Source organism: Flagellimonas zhangzhouensis, assembly GCF_900102925.1.
GTDB lineage: Bacteria > Bacteroidota > Bacteroidia > Flavobacteriales > Flavobacteriaceae > Flagellimonas > Flagellimonas zhangzhouensis.
On the sequence record NZ_FNKI01000001.1, the window covers coordinates 246,006 to 265,309 of the forward strand.

Annotated in this window: 16 protein-coding genes; 7 read left to right on the forward strand and 9 right to left on the reverse strand. The window is 39.8% G+C overall.

Translation table 11 applies throughout. The annotated features are described in order from the left end of the window. Nucleotides 1-28 precede the first annotated feature (28 nt). On the forward strand, nucleotides 29-1,228 hold the full coding sequence (locus BLQ18_RS01005; RefSeq protein ID WP_090291790.1) for a Pycsar system effector family protein: 1,200 nt from the start codon (nucleotides 29-31) through the stop codon (nucleotides 1,226-1,228). Between the two features lie 3 nt (nucleotides 1,229-1,231). Here BLQ18_RS01005 and BLQ18_RS01010 read toward each other — a convergent pair whose 3' ends face one another. Next, complete coding sequence (locus BLQ18_RS01010) at nucleotides 1,232-3,607, reverse strand: GAF domain-containing protein (RefSeq protein WP_090291792.1); 2,376 nt, start codon at nucleotides 3,605-3,607, stop codon at nucleotides 1,232-1,234. Nucleotides 3,608-3,724: 117 nt separating this feature from the next. Between BLQ18_RS01010 and BLQ18_RS01015 the strand changes: the two genes are divergently transcribed. Further along, nucleotides 3,725-4,621, forward strand: a complete 897-nt coding sequence (locus BLQ18_RS01015) for a metallophosphoesterase family protein (protein ID WP_090291793.1) — start codon at nucleotides 3,725-3,727, stop codon at nucleotides 4,619-4,621. Here the strand turns inward: BLQ18_RS01015 and BLQ18_RS01020 are convergent. Continuing rightward, a complete protein-coding gene (locus BLQ18_RS01020) occupies nucleotides 4,618-5,880 on the reverse strand; it encodes an aminotransferase class V-fold PLP-dependent enzyme (protein ID WP_090291795.1) in 1,263 nt (420 codons plus the stop codon). The two genes, BLQ18_RS01015 and BLQ18_RS01020, sit on opposite strands and share 4 nt — an antisense overlap. 77 nt (nucleotides 5,881-5,957) lie before the next feature. Between BLQ18_RS01020 and BLQ18_RS01025 the strand changes: the two genes are divergently transcribed. The 3 genes from BLQ18_RS01025 to BLQ18_RS01035 all read left to right on the forward strand — a co-directional run bounded on the left by BLQ18_RS01025 (nucleotide 5,958) and on the right by BLQ18_RS01035 (nucleotide 9,095). After that, on the forward strand, nucleotides 5,958-7,133 hold the full coding sequence (locus BLQ18_RS01025; protein WP_090291797.1) for a helix-turn-helix domain-containing protein: 1,176 nt from the start codon (nucleotides 5,958-5,960) through the stop codon (nucleotides 7,131-7,133). An 89-nt stretch (nucleotides 7,134-7,222) separates the two neighbouring features. Continuing rightward, nucleotides 7,223-8,374: an acyltransferase family protein gene (locus tag BLQ18_RS01030; protein ID WP_175443697.1), complete on the forward strand. Its 1,152-nt coding sequence runs from the start codon at nucleotides 7,223-7,225 to the stop codon at nucleotides 8,372-8,374. Between the two features lie 67 nt (nucleotides 8,375-8,441). Further along, nucleotides 8,442-9,095 carry a hypothetical protein gene (locus BLQ18_RS01035; protein WP_090291799.1) on the forward strand — a complete coding sequence of 218 codons (654 nt, stop codon included), beginning with the start codon at nucleotides 8,442-8,444 and terminating at the stop codon, nucleotides 9,093-9,095. A gap of 12 nt (nucleotides 9,096-9,107) precedes the next feature. Here BLQ18_RS01035 and BLQ18_RS01040 read toward each other — a convergent pair whose 3' ends face one another. Further along, nucleotides 9,108-11,273, reverse strand: a complete 2,166-nt coding sequence (locus tag BLQ18_RS01040; RefSeq protein ID WP_090291801.1) for an acylase — start codon at nucleotides 11,271-11,273, stop codon at nucleotides 9,108-9,110. 50 nt (nucleotides 11,274-11,323) lie between these two features. Continuing rightward, complete coding sequence (locus BLQ18_RS01045) at nucleotides 11,324-12,361, reverse strand: TPM domain-containing protein (protein ID WP_090291802.1); 1,038 nt, start codon at nucleotides 12,359-12,361, stop codon at nucleotides 11,324-11,326. Nucleotides 12,362-12,457: 96 nt separating this feature from the next. Here BLQ18_RS01045 and BLQ18_RS01050 point away from each other — a divergent pair, with 96 nt between their 5' ends. Then, nucleotides 12,458-14,194, forward strand: a complete 1,737-nt coding sequence (locus tag BLQ18_RS01050; protein ID WP_090291804.1) for an ABC transporter ATP-binding protein — start codon at nucleotides 12,458-12,460, stop codon at nucleotides 14,192-14,194. Here the strand turns inward: BLQ18_RS01050 and BLQ18_RS01055 are convergent. From BLQ18_RS01055 to BLQ18_RS01070, 4 genes are all read right to left on the reverse strand, one after another. Further along, nucleotides 14,191-14,523 (reverse strand): 2Fe-2S iron-sulfur cluster-binding protein, encoded by a 333-nt coding sequence (locus tag BLQ18_RS01055; RefSeq protein ID WP_090291805.1) that lies wholly within the window; start codon nucleotides 14,521-14,523, stop codon nucleotides 14,191-14,193. The genes BLQ18_RS01050 and BLQ18_RS01055 overlap by 4 nt on opposite strands. Nucleotides 14,524-14,581: 58 nt before the next feature. After that, nucleotides 14,582-15,640, reverse strand: a complete 1,059-nt coding sequence (locus tag BLQ18_RS01060) for an NAD(P)/FAD-dependent oxidoreductase (protein WP_090291807.1) — start codon at nucleotides 15,638-15,640, stop codon at nucleotides 14,582-14,584. A 63-nt stretch (nucleotides 15,641-15,703) separates the two neighbouring features. Continuing rightward, nucleotides 15,704-15,943, reverse strand: a complete 240-nt coding sequence (locus tag BLQ18_RS01065; protein WP_090291809.1) for a NifU family protein — start codon at nucleotides 15,941-15,943, stop codon at nucleotides 15,704-15,706. Nucleotides 15,944-15,954: 11 nt separating this feature from the next. Beyond that, nucleotides 15,955-17,094: an Mrp/NBP35 family ATP-binding protein gene (locus tag BLQ18_RS01070; RefSeq protein WP_090291810.1), complete on the reverse strand. Its 1,140-nt coding sequence runs from the start codon at nucleotides 17,092-17,094 to the stop codon at nucleotides 15,955-15,957. A 223-nt stretch (nucleotides 17,095-17,317) separates the two neighbouring features. Here BLQ18_RS01070 and BLQ18_RS01075 point away from each other — a divergent pair, with 223 nt between their 5' ends. Next, nucleotides 17,318-18,979 (forward strand): amidase, encoded by a 1,662-nt coding sequence (locus BLQ18_RS01075; protein WP_090293619.1) that lies wholly within the window; start codon nucleotides 17,318-17,320, stop codon nucleotides 18,977-18,979. Here BLQ18_RS01075 and BLQ18_RS01080 read toward each other — a convergent pair whose 3' ends face one another. Next, entirely contained in the window at nucleotides 18,980-19,303 is a 324-nt protein-coding gene (locus tag BLQ18_RS01080) for an MGMT family protein (protein ID WP_090291812.1), read from the reverse strand. Nucleotide 19,304: the final 1 nt, after the last annotated feature.

Here is a 19,304-nt window from a genome sequence, read left to right on the forward strand (position 1 = left end):
TTGTAATTTGGATATTCAATATAATGCTATGTCGGAAATTGTTGAAAAAACTGAACGTTTCGTTTCAAATATTTTAACCGAAAAACTTGACCCTAAGTTTTTATATCACAACCTTAAACATACCCAAAGAGTAGTTAAAAGTACTAAAGAATTGCTCAATTTCTATAACCTTTCCGACCAGGAGAACGAACACCTACTCTTAGCTGCTTGGTTTCACGATGTTGGACATATCCAGGGAATGGAAAATCATGAAGAAAAAAGCTGTAAAACAGCTAAAAAATTTCTTGAAGAAAATGGATATGATGATGAAGGCATAACAAAAGTCTGCAATTTGATCATGGCTACCAAAATGGACCATGAGCCTTCCAATTTAATGGAAGGTATTATCAGAGATGCTGATATATCGCACTTTGCCAAAAAAAGTTATTGGGAAACCACTGACTATTTACGTGATGAACTTCGCGAATTGGGTATAGCCGATTATTCCGCCAGGGAATGGAGAGACAAAAACATTAAAATGTTTAGGCTCAAACATAAGTTTTATACGGATTACGCCAAAGAAAAATGGGAGCCTGGCAAAGAAGACAACCTTAAAAAACTTCTTAAGGAGAAAAAGACTGAAAAGAAAATTGCCAAAAAAGAAGCTTTAAAAGCCAAATATAAAAGCGAAAGTCCAGACCGAAGCATACAGACGCTTTATCGGGTAACACTAAAAAACCACTTAAAACTTAGTGACATTGCGGATACCAAAGCCAATATTTTGTTGTCGGTGAATGCAATCGTGATATCTGTGGTATTGGCAAATTTATTGACCAAATTGGACAACCCATCCAACACCTATTTGATTTACCCCACCTTTATTTTGATTCTTTCAAGCGTCACTTCCATGATTTTATCGGTGTTGGCCACTCGGCCCAATATTACTAGGGGGAAATTCTCAAAAGAAGATGTAGAAAACAAAGATGTAAACCTTTTGTTCTTCGGAAACTTTCATCAAATGAGCCTGCAAGAATACGAATGGGCCTTGGGCGAATTGGTTAAGGACAAGGAATACATTTACAATTCACTTACCAAGGATTTGTATTATTTGGGATTGGTATTGAACAAAAAATACAAGCTCTTGCGAATGACTTATACCATTTTTATGATAGGTATGATCATATCGGTAATTGCTTTTGGAATAGCTTTCCGATTTTTTGGTCCTGAAAATTTTACGTATTTGTTTTAAACCTTAGGATTTAAGTTCTTCCATCAGGTCATCGTAGGTATAGGTACGCTCCGATTTTTTATCTTTTTGATATAAAATCTCAGCCCTAATAGCTTTTAGACCTGTTACCCCTTGAAGACCTTCCAACTCCACTATTTCAATATTGTTGGTGAAGTATCCTTTTGATTTTAGGAAACTGATATAACGCATGTATTCACGCTCGTCTTTCTTTTGGGAATACACGATGGCCAACTTTCCTTTTTGGGTCAGGCGTTCGTTACTACCTTTTATAAATGATTTATCGATACGTTTTTTGATTACCTCATAACGGGCATTGTAGGTTCCATCCACATCAAAACGTTTTTCATCCATTCTAAAACGAATGGCCAAAGAGGTACTGTACACCAAAATAAGTGAAGCAACATCCAACTTAACAGGCAAATGTGGTTTTAGGGAATAGTACTTATTCTCCATTTCACACATAACCTGCAACTGCCACAATCTAAGATTGCTCAAATACAATTTATTGAACTGGCGGTCTTTGGCAATGGAACTTCCAATGTACATGTTGTGTTCCACCCCATCGGTTTTGTAGCGCTCAAAATAGTGTGGAAACATTTCTTGGGCAGCTTCTTGCTTTTTATCTAGAAGTGCTGCAAGTTTTAAATTGGCATCCATCACACTTCGATCATAGTTTTTTCTATGATCATAATAGCTTTCGGTGGCCTTGTCTATTTTCTCTTCGTATTTTTCTATCAAGGCAGCAACCTCAATATCTTCCTTTTTAAGATGAAGCAAAATAGGGTTCACTTCTTCCTTTACAAAATCAAAAACAGCTTGTTCGGTATGTGTGAACAAGGCTTCTTTCACCTCACTTAAATAATTGTTCACCCTAAACTGCAATTCCTCATAAATAGGAAGCGTGTGTCTTTCAAAAGCCAACTCCAAAATATCATTGATTTCAGATAACTGAATCATCAAATCTCTTTGAATGGCAAGGTTACGCTCTTTGGAAGAATCCTTAATATCTATTTGACCGTAAAGTGGGTACACATCTTTAAAAACAACCTCTTTAAACACAGGTTCCTTTCCAGCCAATTCATCGGCCATAAAATGCTTAGCCTCTTCTTGGAATTTCCAATATACGGATGGGTGCACCGAGGTACATTCATGCTGAATTATCGCATCGATAAGGTTTTCTTCCTCCTCAATGGTACGCATAACAGCGGCAATAATGTAGGGCATCACTCCATCCAACTTGTTTGCGTTTACACTATTAAGCTCATTTTTCTTCCCTGAAACCAATTCCAGCACCCCTAAAAGGTTTCCATTTATGGAAATGGGGGCAAGAATGGCACTTTTAATGCCTTGCTCCATCAAATTTTTATAGGGCTGGGTTTCCCCTTCTGAATTCTCAAAATATTTCTCTACGTTGGATATGGCAAAATACTTGTTCTCCTTGAAGAGTTTACTATGGGTATGGTTGCAGAATTTAAAATCACAATCCTCAAATTCGTTTCCGTTGAGAATGTAACTTTCCATGTTTTTGCCATAGATCTTAAAAAAGTTATTAGCATTACTGTCATATCCAGCAAAGCCCACTTTTATATCGTTTAGCTTAAACAGGGATCTAAAGGTATCCTCAAAACTCTCCATAAAGGATTGTTCATGAAGCTGGGTTCTCCCGATCAATGTTGATTTAATTTCCGAAATGGAATGCTCGGCGGTTACATCGAACATATTGGAAATCACAAAACCTTTGGCTATAAAACTATTGGGTGGAATTTTTTCCTTCCATAAATCTAGGTTGTTGAAATTATCCAAAAGGTCATCCACATCATCTTGCGTAAGCTCCTTGGCATTTTCGGTCGGAATAATTTCCATGAAATCTGCATTGTACAGAATTCGATAACGCCTCATTACCCCATTGGTGTCGGGGATGTCATAAAAGAATGGCCTCTTGAAATCCAAATTGTATCCATAAAAGAACTTCAAGATTACGGTACAACGCATTATGTACCCAAACTCTTGGGGAATATTACTGATGGAAAGATCAAAGGAATCCCCAGCATCTTTCAAAATCTGTTGGAAACGTTCCGAAGAATTGAACACCAAATTTTCAAAAGGTGTTGAGGCTGCTTTGATTTCGTTCAACGTAAGAATAGGAGCAAAAGAGTCTTCCAAAATAATTTTGATGACATCCTTGTGCTTTTCCAATACGGACAACTCTTTAAAACCTTCACGCAGCACAGGATAGGGTGCTTGCGCATCCAAAACATATTTTGCCCTGTCCGCCAAATGTTTGTTCGGACTTTTCAGCTGCTCATCGTAATGCTCCAATAATTTATTGAAGCTTACCAATTGCACCAAAGGGCTTTCCATATTGCTGTCGTGTATCATGGGCTATTTAGTCGAAAAATAGGGTGTAAAGTTACAAAATCTAAAAATGCGACTAACCCGTGTCGCTTCTTTATGGATATATGGTCATTTTTAAGGATATTTAGCAAAATTTGACCCATGTCCTCGTCCAAAAGATTAGACAGAGCTTATTCGAATGCCAATGTCATCGACTTTGATGATGATTCGAAGTTTATCTTCTTTAGTGATTGCCATAGAGGGGACAACAGTTTTGCGGATGACTTTGCCAACAATCGAAATATTTATTTCCACGCCCTCAACCATTATTATCGTGAAGGCTTTCATTATTACGAGCTGGGTGATGGTGACGAGCTTTGGGAAAATATGAGTTTTGATGCCATTTTTGAAGCCCATAAAAATGTATATCAATTACTTCGGCAATTCCATTTGGAAAAGCGTTTGAAAATGCTTTGGGGCAACCACGACATGGTATATCGTGACCCCGATTATGTAAAAAAGCACCTTTCACATTATTTTGAACCTATTGACGGGGAGGACAAAACACTTTTTAAAGACCTTTTTTACCATGAAGGTTTAATCTTAAAGCACAAAGAGACAAATCAGGAACTTTTTTTAGTTCATGGTCACCAAGCCGATTGGTGGAATTATACATATTGGCGAGTTGGTCGTTTTTTGGTTCGTATTTTATGGAAACCGCTTCAAGTAGTGGGGATAGCAGATCCTACTAGTCCTGCAAAAAACTACAAAGAGTTGATTCGCATAGAGAGACGTATCAAACGCTGGATCTTAAAAAAGAATTTATTGATCACCATAGCGGGGCATACCCACCGACCAAGATTTCCAGAACCAGGGCAAATCCCATTTTTTAATGATGGGAGTTGTGTTCACCCAAGAAGCATCACAGGTATCGAAATAGAAAAAGGTGAAATTTCGCTTATCAAATGGCATATTGATACCAAACCCGACGGCACCCTTCAAATTGTTCGTGTACTACTGGAAGGTCCAGAAAAATTAAAGGATTACATTGATGCTTAAGCTCGTTTTGCCATCGTTTTAATGGCACTCACAAACTGATCTAATTCATCTGTAGTCGTAAAAACATTAGGCGTTATGCGGCAACCATGCACATTTTCAAAATCGATGCCCACGGTCCACACATTAAATTCATCCAATAAAATTTTGGCCATATCACGGGGTTTAATGTTGGTCAATCCCACATTGGCGATACCACAACTACGATGCGGTTCAATGGGCGTGTTGATCACCACATTTTCCACATCGCGTAATTGATCGCTCCAATACCTTTGTAAAAAACGCATGCGTTCTTCTTTGCGTTCCATCCCAATCATTTCCAAATAATCAATGGAATCATTAATGGTCAAGTCCGTAGCTACAGGATGGGTCCCTGTATGGTTCAATCTTCGGATTTTAGTTTTGTCCGTTTCATGGTCTGCCAACAAAGGCCAAATTTTGGGGATATTCTTTTCAGCCACATACAGCATCCCTGCCCCTAAAGGGGCACACAGCCATTTGTGCAAGCTGGAGCCATAATAATCACAATCCAATTCGGCCAAATCAACCTTTATATGACCTACGCAATGCGCACCATCTACCATGACCTCAACACCATGGGAATGAGCCATGTCACAAATTTTTCGAATCGGAAGAATATGCCCAGTCACATTCACCATATGGCACACCATCAACAATTTGGTCTTTGGTGTAATTTGCGATTCGTACAGAGACACAATTTCCTCATCCGAATTTGGGTGGTTGGGTACCGAAACTTTTTTACAAACAATGCCAAAACGCTCCTCCATTTGCTCAAAATGCACTTGCATGGCCCCATAATCCTGAACTGCATAAATGGCCTCATCTCCATTTTCCCAAGGAAAACCACCAATTATGGTATCCAAAGATTCTGTTGTATTACGGGTAATTACCAATTCCTTTTCCGAACAGTTCAACAAACCAGCCAGGCGAGATGCTGCACTTTGTTTATTATCCCATTGCACAGTTCGCATATAATAGGAACCCTCATAATTCACATCACGAATGTGCTCCATGTATTTGTTAAGGATCGGGGTTGGGGTAATGTTGTAATAACCACTTTCCAGATTAATATAATCGGGTTTCAATTTAAAATCCATGCGGATCCTATCCCAAAATTCATCACTATCGGGGTTTGGATAAGGTATTTCCTTAGAAGTTTCTTGGGAATTTAGCGTTAAGGGCATAAACGGTGTTGCCATTGCGGCGCTTCCCATATATCGCAGGAACTGTCTCTTTTTCATGGTTCGGCTGGTTGATTAAAAAAGAATGGTTAATTTCAATTTTCACTTGTCCACAAGGTACGATTTAAGCACAATACATGAACGATATACAAGCGATATTTGATCAGATTCCATTGCGTTTCGACCTTTCTTCGCATTTGATGCTGTTAGGGGTAGTTCAAGGTTTTTTTCTGGCTCTTGTCATCTTTTTGAGAGCTAAAAAAAAATCGGCCATCAACTTATTCGGATGGGTATTGGTGATTCAATGTTTGGTGTTTTTGGATGTATACCTCTGTTATACCGGCTTGATCAAATATGTCATTCATTTTAATGACTCCACCGAACCTTTGGTTTTGTTGATAGCCCCTAGCATGTACTTTTTTCTATATGCCCTTCTTGAGCGGAAACCGTTTTCATTCAAAAAATATTGGCCCCATTTTATTCTTCCTGTACTCTATGCTCTATCTCAAATCACCTATTATTTGAGTCCAACAGAAGTAAAACTCAATGCCTATTTGGGAGCTTACTATCGCAATTTCGGCTATGTGGAAGTGCCTGAAGGTTTTAACTATTCCTATCATTTTATTAAGGATGAGTACCGATGGCTGGTGTTGTTTAGCTTTACTTTATATGCCATTTTATCTATTGTTTTGATTTTAAAATCCCGAAAAAAAGGTTGGGTCACATCCAAAAACATCAAAGTGGATAAGTATATATTCTCCTTAAATACCGTAATCATATTCATCATTTTATTGTTTACCCTATTAGTTATATATATCAATTTTGATGATGATGGCGGAGACCATTATATTGGGATTATTCAAACAGTGACCATTTACATTACTTCGTTTTTTATACTGTCGGAATCCCGATTTTTTGAAAAATCATGGATAGCCGATAAGTACGAGACCCTTGCTTCCGACTCCATCCAATTTGAACATATTGAAGCTTTTTTATCCGATTCCCAATATTTTTCGGATCAAGATGCGACGCTAAAAAGCTTAGCAGAAAAATTGGACACCAATGCAAACACCGTTTCCAAATTGATCAATTCAGCAACTGGGGCCAATTTTAATGACTACATCAACCAGAAAAGAGTAGAACTGGCAAAAATCAGGTTGTTGGATGTAGATTTTAAACATCTTACCGTAGAAGCTATCGGAAATTCGGTCGGATTTAAATCAAAATCAGCATTTTACAATGCTTTTAAAAAGCATGTTGGACAATCTCCATCAGCCTATGTAAAGGAGAAAATAGCCCAAAAACAGGCTTAATTTCTCCTGAATTGCAATTCAGGACGTCTCTCCGAGTTAAAATCACCCATTTCTAAGTGTCATTTTTCACCTTTGGAAAAAATCAAAAAATGGACACATCAATTAGACGTTACGATTTAGACTGGCTGCGGGTGATTGTTTTCGCTTTGCTTATATTTTATCATGTAGGTATGTTTTTTGTGCCTTGGGGATGGCACGTAAAAAACAATGTGATCTACGACAATCTCCGCTGGCCCATGCTCTTTTTAAACCAATGGAGACTCCCTATTTTATTTATGATCTCAGGAATGGGAACCTATTATGCGTTGGGCAAAAGATCGACGGGAAAGTTTATGTGGGAACGGTTCCTCCGATTGGGAATTCCATTAATTTTTGGAATGCTGATCATTGTTCCGCCACAGGTTTACTTTGAACGTTTGGCTTCAGGTGCATTTACTGGATCTTATTGGGAATATTTTACCACAGTAGCCTTTGATGGCATCTACCCTGAAGGAAACTACAGTTGGCACCACCTCTGGTTTTTACCTTACCTATTGGTTTTCTCTTGGATTTTGGCACCTCTATTTGTGTATTTAAGAAAGCACCAAACACGATTTATTGATTGGGTTAAAAAATTGATTGTAAAACCATGGGGCGTTTACGCTTTCATTATTCCATTGTACTTGACCGAATCTTTGGTGGAACCCTTTTTTCCAGTGACCCATGCTTTGGTGAACGATTGGTTCAATTTTCTATTTAGCATCATACTATTCTTTTATGGATTTGTATTGATTGCCACTGGCGATACTTTTTGGAACATGGTAGAACAAATTCGCTCGAAAGCCTTGATAGTTGGAATTGTTTCTTTTTGCAGCTTGTTAATTATTTGGCTGTTTTTTGAGGATAGCGTTATTATCCATTTTACCGAAGCACTTTTTAAAGTGGCTAACCTTTGGTCTTGGATATTGGTACTGTTTTCGTATGCTGCCAAATACTTGAATAAACCGAGTCAAGGACTAGCATATGCTAACCGTGCCGTGTACCCATTTTATATTTTGCATCAGACTATTACCGTGGCAGTAGGCTATTATATAATGAACTTGGATTGGGGGTTATGGCCCAAAGCAACCCTAATGGTGGTCGGCACCTTTGGCATAAGCTGGTTGATTTACGACCTTATTATTCTTAGAGTGAAATGGTTACACCCTTTGTTTGGATTAAAGAGGGGTGTTGCGAAAAAACCATACAGCTTACCGATTTAACTTCAATTTATCAACTTCATGGCAAGGTATTTGTTATCTTTAAAATTAAATTTGCTCATATTTTGCCATGAAAAAGCTGGTTTTAACTTTAGCGGGATGTTTTTTAGGTTTTGTTTCCATGCAAGCCCAATCCTCTGATTTACCCACTACCAGACCTTTAAAAATTGGGGCAAAAAACAATCTTGACGTAAAAGCCAGTAATCAGGGCACATTACTTCGAATGCCCTCCGTGCTGGATGAGAGTTTGATTTCCAAAGACAATAAACCTGGCGTTAAAATGCTTCCCGACAAGGAATTGTTACAGGCAGGTTACGATATGGAGATTGACCCCAAGGTGAAAGAAAAAAAAGAAAAAGGGGCCAATGACCACTTTGGAGATCAATATTTGGGCGATTTTAAGACCACGGCAAAATTTGTTGGCATAGTGGCTCGAGATCATGAATTTGTAGATGGGGACCGCATCAAAATTTACTTGAATGGTGAGGTCGTGGAATTTAATTTATTATTGACTGGATCATTTAAGGGTGTCAATATCGATTTGGTCAAAGGTTTCAACCGCATTGAATTTGAAGCCTTAAACCAAGGATCCTCTGGTCCAAACACGGCCCAAGTAGTGGTTACTGATGATAAGGGCGAGGTAATTCACAACAACCGTTGGAACCTTTCCACGGGCTCAAAAGCCAGTTTGATTATCATTAAAGAAGAAGAAACAGGATTTTAATCCAATCTTTTTTTATTTCTCCCCTGGTTTATAAGTTGATTGAGCTCTTTTTAAGACATCCTCTTTGTAAAACGCAGCATCTTTAAATTCCTTATCGGCATATCGTTGTGCTTGATCATTAAAATGAGGTGATTCTGGATCACCACTTTGCCCGCCTGCCAACATGGTCTTTGCCTTTACCTTATCTCCAAATTCCACCACAGCCACAAAACTGTTTCCTCGGGTTCCATAAATTTTCTTGGTATTGTTGTCGTAACGTGCCCCATACGCTGCCAAGGCACCCCAAGTACCGCTGGCAAATCCGATGGGAATACTTGGCTTGGCATCATCAAAGGCTTGACGGATATCCCCGTTCAATCGTTGGTAGCGGTTCACTTCACCCCATGGCATGCTCCAGGTGCCGAAATCATTTTCGAGTGTTTCTACCACCTCTTTAAAAACTTCCAATTTTTTATCATCAGGCCAATCACTTCCCCAATACTCCACCCATTGCATAGAATACAAACCTTCAGGACGTTCCGCTTTTCTATAACAGGCCATTCCATAATAATGAGCCAAAGTCATCGCAACGGATTCTTTTGAAGTGGTAAAATCCCAATTGCGCAATGCCTCGATAGCATCTTTCAATTCGGGAGATGGATTTGCATCATACGCTTTTATCAATCCTGGAATCAATGCTTTGAATGCGGGCAAATAAGGGTCATGCGCCATTTCGATTAAATTGTCCAAAGTGTATCCGCTTCTTCCAGTCAACAATTCAATGGCATGAACACCTCTAAAATTTTCTTGATCCCGAGACATGTATTTAGGGTAATCCTCCCTTTTTGGACTAAACTCTAAAGCCGAAGTGTAAGGCGTAGAATTACAATTCTGAATCCATCCATTTTCGGGGTTCAACACCAAAATATTTTCATCCACGGTATGCAATCCTTGCCAATCGGTTTTTGGATTACTTCCATCAACAGGTTGTGTAAAATCGAAAATGGTATCCCGTTTGGGTACAAAATTTCCGTGGAAATAGGCAATATTCCCTTCGGCATCGGCATAAACCGTATTGTTGGAAGAATTGGTTCGAATGTCCATCATTTCCCTGAACCCTTTATAACCATCTTGCTTGGTTCGGATGTAGGATTGCTCCAAAGCTTTCACAGGTTCCCACATCATTGCCGAAGCTGTCCATTGATCATCCACCATATGGGTTATAGGTCCGTGGTGGGTTCGGTACATGGGAAAAGTCTTCTCTTTGAAACTTTCTCCATCTTTATATTTTAAGGTAACCGAAGTGGAATCTACAGATCTTAATTCCTCACCATATTGATAAAACAATTTTCCATCGTTCTTCACCAAGGTTTCTTTATACTCATCCATCACATCGGTGTAGGTAGAGGTGTGCATCCAACCTGTTTTTTCATTGAAACCTTGATACACAAAAAACTGACCCCAAGTAACAGCTCCGTAGGCATTTAATCCCTCTTCGCTCACCACATGCACTTCACCCCTAAAATAAAATGAAGTATGTGGATTGATCAACAACATCGCATTCCCAGATTCGGTCAGATCACCAGAAATGGCAATTCCGTTGGAACCTTGTGGTTCTGCCAATTCTTCTTTCTTTTTGATTTGAATCGCCTCCATTTTTGGAAGTTCCATCCCACTTTCGTAAAAACTTTGGATTTTTCGGGTTGAAATGCGTTCAATATCACCACCAATAGATCCTTCACTAAAATACATGGGCATCCAAGGCTCAAAACGGGTCAATAATTTAGGTTGAACCTCGGGATGGGTGTGGAGGTAATAATTGATTCCATCAGCAAAAGCGTTGCACAATTCTTTCAGCCACTCGGGACTTTTTTCGTAATTGGCTTTGGCTTCCTCCTCGGTCATGAAGAGTCTTGCTCTAAGATCACTATAAATAGCATCTTCACCCTCTACTTCCGCTAAACGACCTGTGGCCCAAATATAGTTTTGCTCTACACGGTTAAAATCATCCTCACATTGGGCATATAGCAACCCAAATACCGCATCCGCATCTGTTTTCCCATAGATGTGGGGCACTCCAAAATCATCTCGAATTATTGTGATGTTCTCGGCTTGTGCTTCCCATTTTTCAACTTCGGAAGCTTCCTTTTGAGCACAGGAGACAAAAAATATAGCAAAGGCAAAAAGTACAATTCTCATTGTCGGGGGTAATTTGATTTCATCGTGAAAATACGGTAAATCGACATCAATTACCAACTTCCGCTTGCGCCTCCACCACCTGAGCTTCCACCACCCCCAGAAAAACTACTGCTGGAGCTACTCCCAGAACTAGAACCAAAGGAATGGGTTCCCGATTTGGAAAAGGTTTTGCTCATGTATTTTTTATCGGATTTGAAAAAGGAAATCTTGATGTCTTCTTTTCCTTTTCGGACAATTTTTATGATGGCAAGCAAAATAGTCACCACAAAAAAGAGAACCACCCCATATAGCAGCCAAGAGGCATTCATAAAGAATGAATCATAATCAGGTGACCACCCAAAAACCTCCACCATAAAAAATACGGGCAACAAAATAAAGACCAGACTAAATGCAATGGGCATCAACATAAAAAGCATCATGAAAATACCGCGAAGCAATCCCAACTTTCCAATGAAAATACCACGGAACATTTCTAAAAGTGACGCATAACTTTTATAAAAAATAAATCCTCCTGCGGCCACAAACATTAATAAAAACAGTCCAACAAAAAGCATCACCCACCATGGCATATCACCCTCGGATGCAATTTCTTCCTTAAATTCCTCCAGTGCTGCTGGGTCATTTAAAAAGGTAATGATTTGGTCTGTGGCCATATCAATTCCTTCAAAATACTGCTCATCCTTAAAATAAGGAATCATTGTATTTCGGATAATTCTAGAAGCAACAGCATCGGTGATATAGGGTTCAAGACCATATCCTACTTCGATACGTACTTCCCTATCGAATTCCGCAAACAGGATCAAGATTCCATTATCCTTGTCTGCCTGACCCAATTTATTTTGATTAAAGGTACTATTGGCATACCCCTCAATGGTTTCATCGCCCAATTCCTCGATGGTCAACACCACCAATTGATTGGTAGTTTCAGATTCAAACTGGGTTAATTTAGAACGTAAACTTTCTAGCTGCTCTTCAGAAAAAATTGCTGCGTTATCGGTTACAATTTGGGTTAAATTGGGATAGTCTTCTTGAGCATTCGCAAAGGAAAGCACCAGAATTAAAATACAAGACCAGACTGCTTTTGGCATAATTAGGTTAACAATCAAGATGTTAAATATAGCATTTGTAATTTTTAAGCATCCTTTTTATTTGCCTTAACTTGCAACTTCTTCTGAAAATTGATCATGCCCGAAAAAAAAGTTAGCATACTTACCGCTTTTAAAACCATCATTTGGCCCAAACGAAAACTTGTATTTATTGGCTTATTGTTGATTGCCATCAGTAAAGCTGCCAGTTTTGTTGCTCCAATTGCTTCCAAATACCTTATTGATGATGTAATTGTAAACAAAGATGTGGATATGCTCAAGTACTTAGTTTCTGGAGTTATGTTGGCCATTTTTGTGCAAGCTCTTACCTCATTTTTGCTCACCAAAATTTTAAGTGTTCAGGCACAGTATTTAATTTCGGAGTTGCGGGCGCAAGTCCAGAAAAAGGTACTTGCCTTGCCCGTTCGCTTTTTTGACAATGCAAAGTCAGGTGCTCTTGTTTCGCGAATTATGTCGGATGTTGAGGGTGTTCGAAATCTAATTGGCACGGGATTGGTTCAATTGGTGGGCGGAATAATTACAGCTGTGGTTTGCTTGATATTATTAATGGAAATCAGTGTGTTCATGACGCTATTTACTTTTATTCCTCTAACCATCTTCGCCATTATTGCCTTAAAGGCCTTTAAAATAATCCGACCCATTTTTAGAAATAGAGGAAAAATTAATGCGGAAGTAAAAGGTAGGTTGACTGAAACCTTGGGTGGAATCCGCGTTATCAAAGGATTTAATGCCGAAAAACAAGAGGAAGAAGTTTTTGAAAATGGTGTGGAACGCTTATATGAAAACGTCAAAAAAAGTCTCACCACAACAGCATTTATGACCAGTTCTTCCACTTTTTTATTAGGAGTGGCAACCACAAGCGTTATGGGTTTTGGGGGTTACAAGATTATTCAGGATACCTTAACCGTAGGTGAATTTGTGCAATTTACCATACTGCTCGGCCTTATGATTGCTCCGATTGTTCAAATGAGCAGTGTGGGAAGTCAATTGACAGAAGCATTAGCTGGTTTGGATCGCACCGAAGAACTCATGAATTTGGAAGAAGAATCCGATGAGGAAAATCGCACCATACTATTGGATAAGGTGGTTGGGCGTATGTCATTTTCCAATGTGAATTTTTCATACGAAGAAGATAAAGAAGTGCTTCACAATATTACTTTCGATGTTGATCCAGGGCAAGTAATCGCATTGGTTGGTAGTTCTGGTTCTGGAAAATCGACCATAGCTGGGTTAGCGGCTAGTTTTTTGAATCCTGATTCTGGAACCATCACCATTGATGGCAAAGATTTATCCAAAGTAAACCTTAATAGTTTTAGGCAACATTTAGGCGTTGTGCTTCAAGATGATTTTCTGTTTGAAGGCACTATCCGTGAAAACATACTTTTCCCACGACCGAATGCCACAGAAGAAAAATTAAAAGAAGCAGTAAAAGCGGCCTATGTGGATGAATTCACTGACCGTTTTGATAAAGGTTTGGATACGCTTATTGGCGAACGTGGCGTTAAACTTTCAGGAGGGCAACGTCAGCGTATCGCTATTGCCAGAGCCATTTTGGCCGACCCTAAAATTTTAATTTTGGATGAAGCAACTTCAAGTTTAGACACCGAGTCCGAAGCCCTTATTCAAAAAAGTTTGGTTGAGCTGACCAAAGGTAGAACCACCTTTGTAATAGCACACAGATTAAGTACCATTCGCAAAGCGGACCAAATTTTAGTCATCGAAAACGGTAATATTATTGAACAAGGCACCCATGACTCATTGATTGCTTCAGAAGGAAGGTATTATAACCTGTTTACCTACCAGGCAAGAATCTAATCTTCTGCTGGTGCAAGCTCCACTTCCAGACCATCCAAATCTTCCGTAATATGGATTTGGCAACCCAAACGGCTATTGTCTTTTACAAAAAAGGCCTCGGCTAACATAGCTTCCTCATCATCTGATTTTTCTGGAAGTTCATGCTCAGATTGCACATAACATTGACAAGAAGCACACATAGCCATTCCTCCGCAAATTCCAATAGTTCCCTCAGGAGCCAATTCGTAGGAACGAACCACTTCCATGAGGTTCATATTCATATCGGTTGGGGCATCTACTTCGTGGGACACTCCTTCTCGGTCAATAATTTTTATTTTGATATCACTCATAATCTATTTGGGGAACACCCCTGAAGTCCCCTCAAGGGGACATTTTCTTCGTTATTTTTTAGTCGATAGCTTTTACGACTGCTTTCGGCGCTTCTTTTTTACTTCCGTCGAATCCAGTTACGCCACCCACGGTGGTATACTTCATCACATATTTTTTATCTGGGAAAATTCGCTGGTAAGCACTTTGACACATTAATGTGGCTTCGTGAAAACCGCACAAAATCAACTTTAGTTTTCCTGGGTAGGTGTTCACATCACCAATGGCATAAATTCCAGGAATGTTGGTTTGATAATCGAGTGTGTTATCCACTTTGATGGCGTTCTTCTCAATTTCCAATCCCCAATCTCCAATGGGCCCTAATTTTGGGGAAAGTCCAAATAAAGGAATAAAATTGTCGACTTCAATATCAGTTACCTCATCGGTTGATGTGTCTTTTACAGAAACCATTTCCAAAGTTTCTTCACCCTTCAATCCTACAACTTCGGCAGGGGTAATCAAGTTGATTTTACCCTCGTTTTTAAGTTGCTGTACTTTCTCAACGGAATCCAAAGCACCTCTAAATTCATTTCTTCGGTGCACCAAAGTTACTTCAGAAGCAACATCGGCCAAGAAAATGGACCAATCCAAAGCAGAATCCCCTCCACCAGCAATCAATACTTTCTTATCGCGATATACTTCGGGCTCCTTGATCATATAGGCCACTCCGTTATCCTCGTATTTGGATAGATTGTCAAGTAAAGGTTTTCTTGGCTCAAAACTTCCCAACCCACCTGCAATCGCTACTACGGGCGCATGGTGTTTGGTGCCTTTATTTGTAGTAACGATAAAGGTATCATCCTCCAACTTTTCAATGGTTTCCGCTCTTTCTCCCAAGGTAAATCCTGGTTGAAAAGGTTTGATTTGCTCCATCAAATTATCTACCAAATCCCCAGCTAGCACTTCTGGATATCCAGGAATATCGTAGATGGGTTTTTTGGGATATATTTCGGAACATTGCCCACCTGGTTGGGGCAAAGCATCTATTAAATGGCATTTTAACTGTAAAAGACCTGCTTCAAAAACAGCAAAGAGACCCGTAGGTCCCGCTCCAATTATCAGAATATCAGTTTTTATCATACAATAGGGATTTTGGGCCGCAACTTATAATTTGCCCAACTTTAGATAAATGATTTTTGTCCGCTAGCTAATATTGACCACTTCTTCGATTTGTGGCGCGTATTTTTTAATGGTCATTTCCACACCACTTTTCAATGTCATTTGATTCACACTGCAACCAATACAATTGCCTTCCAAACGTACCTTTACTGAAGTATCGTTATCAATGGAGATGAGTGTAATATCTCCACCATCACTTTGTAGAAATGGTCTAATTTCGTCCAAAGCTTTTTCAACATTGCTCTTAATCTCTTCTGAAGTCATTGTTGTCATGCTTATTTCTTTTTAACGGCGGAACAACCAGCCATTGTTGTAATCTTTATCGCTTCGGTAGGCGGAAGATCCGTATTTCTTTTCACCACTTCCTGCACTACTTGCTTTGTAATCTCTTCAAATGCTTCCTCAATAGGCGTAGCAGTTTGCATAGCGGCGGGTCTTCCCACATCACCTGCTTCACGAATACTTTGTACCAATGGAACTTCACCCAAGAACGGAACATCTAGGTCTTCTGCCAAATTCTTGGCTCCATGTTGACCAAAGATATAGTACTTGTTTTCAGGAAGTTCCTCTGGTGTAAAATACGCCATATTCTCCACGATTCCCAATACAGGCACATTTATGGCCTCTTGTTGGAACATGGCCACTCCTTTTCTGGCATCGGCCAAGGCAATTTCTTGAGGTGTACTTACCACGACGGCACCAGTCACGGGCATGGATTGCATAATACTCAAGTGAATATCCCCTGTTCCTGGGGGTAAATCCAATAATAGAAAGTCCAATTCACCCCAATGTGCATCAAAAATCATTTGGTTCAATGCTTTGGCAGCCATTGGGCCTCTCCAAATCACTGCTTGATTGGGCTGGGTGAAAAATCCGATGGAAAGCAATTTCACCCCATAGTTTTCAATGGGTTTCATTTTTGCTTTTCCGTCCACATTTACTGATAGCGGTTTCTCGTTGGCCACATCGAACATAATGGGCATGGATGGTCCGTAGATATCGGTATCCAACAATCCCACTTTAAAGCCCATTTTGGCCAAGGTCACCGCTAAATTGGCAGTGATGGTAGATTTCCCAACACCACCTTTTCCTGATGCAACAGCTACAATATTCTGAATTCCCGGAATCGGATTCCCCTTAATTTGGTTCACCTTTGGTGTTGCAGGGGCATCAACCTTTAGGTTGACCTTTATTTTTGCCTTTTCATAAACCTCTCTGTGGATACATTTTAATATTTCCACTTCGGTTTTCTTTTTGGCCTGTAGACTTGGGTTTTTAATGGTTACATCCACTTCAACTTCATCGCCAAATACCTGAATATTTGTTACCGCACCACTTTCCACCAAATTTTGGCCCTCACCGGGTGCGGATATCTTCTCCAATGCCTTAAGAATGTCTGCTTTTTTCAACTTCATGAATCCTATTTTTTCATTCAGTGTTTGAACTGATTCTAAACTACAAAGATACGGCGTAGGTGTTAGATTAAGAAGTTAGGGTGTTATATTTCAAAAAAAACCAGATGGAAACTACGGGTAATTGAATATTTACTCAGGAATCACACAAAATAGGGTTGTCATTGTGATGGTTTTTCACAAAAAATGTAGCTTAGAAGCTTATATTTTGAAACTATCAACCAACATGCTTAAATCAACCAAACTCCCCCACCTTATATTGTTGTGTGTATCCCTTTTGTGGTTCTCCTGTTCCACCAACAAAGGTCCTTTTACCAAGAAAGATGTTCGAAGTTCAGAAAAACTGATCGGACTGGATTTTTCGAAAAAGGATGTAGATACACTTTACCCTTATTTAAAAAGAAATCGAAGTGGATTTGATTCGTTGAGAAAATATCCCATCGACAACAATGTTTTTCCAGCGGTTCGGTTTGACCCTACACCAATGGGCTTTAGCATGCCAGAACAATTGAGTGGCACCCAATGGGAAATTCCGGATAATGTAGAAATTCCCGAGCCTTATAATCTATTGGCCTATTACACCATTCCACAGTTGGCCTCATTGATCAAAAATCAAAAAATAACCTCAACGGAGCTTACCAAATTTTTCTTGGCCCGTTTGAAGAAATATCAACCTGCTCTACAATGCACGATCAGCATAACAGAAGACTTGGCTTTGGAACAGGCCAAACGTGCTGATGAAGAAATCAAAAACGGGAAATATCGAGGCATTTTACATGGTATACCTTATGGCACCAAAGATTTGATGGCCGTTCCAGGTTACGCCACTACTTGGGGAGCCGAACCTTATAAAGATCAAATAATCAATGAAACCGCCACGGTAATCCAAAAATTGGAAGATGCGGGGGCAATTTTAGTGGCCAAATTGGTATCTGGATCATTGGCTAGAGGTGATGTTTGGTTTGGAGGGAAAACCAAAAACCCTTGGGACACAACACAGGGAGCCACTGGTTCTTCGGCGGGTTCGGGTTCTGCTACTTCGGCAGGATTGGTTCCATTCGCCTTGGGAACAGAAACTTTGGGGTCCATTACATCTCCCAGTACTAGAAATGGGGTAACTGGTCTGCGTCCAACCTACGGAAGAGTAAGTCGATATGGTGTAATGAGCTTAAGCTGGTCCATGGATAAAGTAGGCCCGTTGGCCAGAAATGCAGAGGATTGTGCCATTATTTTTGAGACCATCCAAGGGAATGACCCTCAAGATTTATCCACTGCCGATCTTCCTTTTGGCGTGGATTGGAACAAGGATATTAAAAATTTAAGGGTAGCCTATTTGAAGGCAGATATTGAAAAGGACACTACCGACACTGGCGATAATCTAAGAAAAGCTTTAAAATCTCTTGAAAAATTGGGCATCAACCCAACGGCGGTTGAAATGCCCGAGGATGTTCCTTACCGTGGCTTTGACATTATTCTTCGCGCTGAAGCGGGTGCTTTTTTCGACGAGCTAGTTCGTTCTGCTGATGTGGACAAAATGGTAGAACAAGACCAACGTTCCAGAGCAAATTCTTTGCGTCAAAGTAGATTTATTCCCGCTGTGGAATACCTGCAAGCAAATCGTCAACGACAGGTATTGATTCAAAAAATGCAGGATTTGATGAAAGATTATGATGTTTTGATCTCTCCTACTTTTGGAAACGACCAACTTATGGCGACCAATTTAACAGGGCATCCTGTGATTGCTATTCCAACGGGATTGGACAAGAAAAACCACCCGACCAGTATGACGTTTGTGGGTAATTTGTACGACGAAGCCAGTATTTTGTTATTAGCAAAAGCCTTTCAAGAAGCAACGGAATTTGACGAGATGCACCCTCCAGGGTATTGATCAAAGTTCTTTGGCGGGGTCCCAGAAATATTTTTGAAAGTCGATAATTTGGTTGTCTTTTACTTGGACCCCTTCATTTTCCAATAATTGCTGCATCAGGTTAGTGCCATCAAAGTGGTGTTTACCAGTAAGCACCCCTACTCGGTTCACAACGCGATGTGCTGGAACATCTTTATTATGGGAATTGTTCATGGCCCAACCTACCATTCGTGCACTTCGAGCCGCACCCAAATATTTGGCAATGGCACCATAAGAGGTTACCCTGCCATATGGAATCATTTTGGCCACTTCGTAGACCTTGTCAAAAAAACTAGGCTCTTCCATG

Coding starts and splice junctions, on each gene's coding strand:
- BLQ18_RS01005 (WP_090291790.1), top strand. CDS start 29: ATGTCGGAAATTGTTGAAAAAACTGAACGTTTCGTTTCAAATATTTTA.
- BLQ18_RS01010 (WP_090291792.1), bottom strand. CDS start 3,607: ATGATACACGACAGCAATATGGAAAGCCCTTTGGTGCAATTGGTAAGC.
- BLQ18_RS01015 (WP_090291793.1), top strand. CDS start 3,725: ATGTCCTCGTCCAAAAGATTAGACAGAGCTTATTCGAATGCCAATGTC.
- BLQ18_RS01020 (WP_090291795.1), bottom strand. CDS start 5,880: ATGAAAAAGAGACAGTTCCTGCGATATATGGGAAGCGCCGCAATGGCA.
- BLQ18_RS01025 (WP_090291797.1), top strand. CDS start 5,958: ATGAACGATATACAAGCGATATTTGATCAGATTCCATTGCGTTTCGAC.
- BLQ18_RS01030 (WP_175443697.1), top strand. CDS start 7,223: ATGGACACATCAATTAGACGTTACGATTTAGACTGGCTGCGGGTGATT.
- BLQ18_RS01035 (WP_090291799.1), top strand. CDS start 8,442: ATGAAAAAGCTGGTTTTAACTTTAGCGGGATGTTTTTTAGGTTTTGTT.
- BLQ18_RS01040 (WP_090291801.1), bottom strand. CDS start 11,273: ATGAGAATTGTACTTTTTGCCTTTGCTATATTTTTTGTCTCCTGTGCT.
- BLQ18_RS01045 (WP_090291802.1), bottom strand. CDS start 12,361: ATGCCAAAAGCAGTCTGGTCTTGTATTTTAATTCTGGTGCTTTCCTTT.
- BLQ18_RS01050 (WP_090291804.1), top strand. CDS start 12,458: ATGCCCGAAAAAAAAGTTAGCATACTTACCGCTTTTAAAACCATCATT.
- BLQ18_RS01055 (WP_090291805.1), bottom strand. CDS start 14,523: ATGAGTGATATCAAAATAAAAATTATTGACCGAGAAGGAGTGTCCCAC.
- BLQ18_RS01060 (WP_090291807.1), bottom strand. CDS start 15,640: ATGATAAAAACTGATATTCTGATAATTGGAGCGGGACCTACGGGTCTC.
- BLQ18_RS01065 (WP_090291809.1), bottom strand. CDS start 15,943: ATGACTTCAGAAGAGATTAAGAGCAATGTTGAAAAAGCTTTGGACGAA.
- BLQ18_RS01070 (WP_090291810.1), bottom strand. CDS start 17,094: ATGAAGTTGAAAAAAGCAGACATTCTTAAGGCATTGGAGAAGATATCC.
- BLQ18_RS01075 (WP_090293619.1), top strand. CDS start 17,318: ATGCTTAAATCAACCAAACTCCCCCACCTTATATTGTTGTGTGTATCC.
- BLQ18_RS01080 (WP_090291812.1), bottom strand. CDS start 19,303: ATGGAAGAGCCTAGTTTTTTTGACAAGGTCTACGAAGTGGCCAAAATG.